Source organism: Pseudomonas machongensis (genome assembly GCF_034961125.1).
Classification (GTDB): domain Bacteria; phylum Pseudomonadota; class Gammaproteobacteria; order Pseudomonadales; family Pseudomonadaceae; genus Aquipseudomonas; species Aquipseudomonas machongensis.
This window is the reverse complement of record NZ_JAYFUI010000024.1, coordinates 1-531: the sequence shown is the minus strand read 5'-3', so window position 1 is coordinate 531 and position 531 is coordinate 1. Positions and strand designations below refer to the sequence as shown.

Annotated in this window: 1 protein-coding gene; it reads left to right on the top strand. The window is 64.4% G+C overall.

All coding sequences use genetic code 11. The features are described 5' to 3' along the window. On the top strand, positions 1-531 hold a 531-nt coding region (locus VA602_RS00525; protein ID WP_323452168.1), incomplete at both ends, for a methionine ABC transporter ATP-binding protein.

Here is a 531-nt window from a genome sequence, read left to right as displayed (position 1 = left end):
TCGGCATCATCGGCCGCAGCGGCGCCGGCAAGTCGTCACTGCTGCGCACCATCAACCGCCTGGAGCAACCCAGCGAAGGGCGCGTGCTGATCGACCAGGTCGACATCGCTCCGTTCGACGAGGATCGCCTGGTGTCGCTGCGCCGGCGCATCGGCATGATCTTCCAGCACATCAACCTGATGTCGGCCAAGACCGTGTGGCAGAACGTCGAGCTCCCCTTGAAGGTCGCCGGCGTGGCCAAGGCCGAGCGTCAGCGTAAAGTGCGCGAGTTGCTGGAGCTGGTAGGCCTGGAACAGAAGCATCATGTCTATCCGGCGCAGTTGTCCGGCGGTCAGAAGCAGCGTGTCGGCATCGCCCGCGCGCTGGTGCACGATCCGCAGATCCTGTTGTGCGACGAAGCGACCTCGGCACTGGACCCTGAAACCACCGCCTCGATCCTCGACCTGCTGCGCGATATCAACCAGCGCCTTGGCCTGACCATCGTGCTGATCACTCACGAGATGGCGGTGATCCGCGACATCTGCCAGCGCG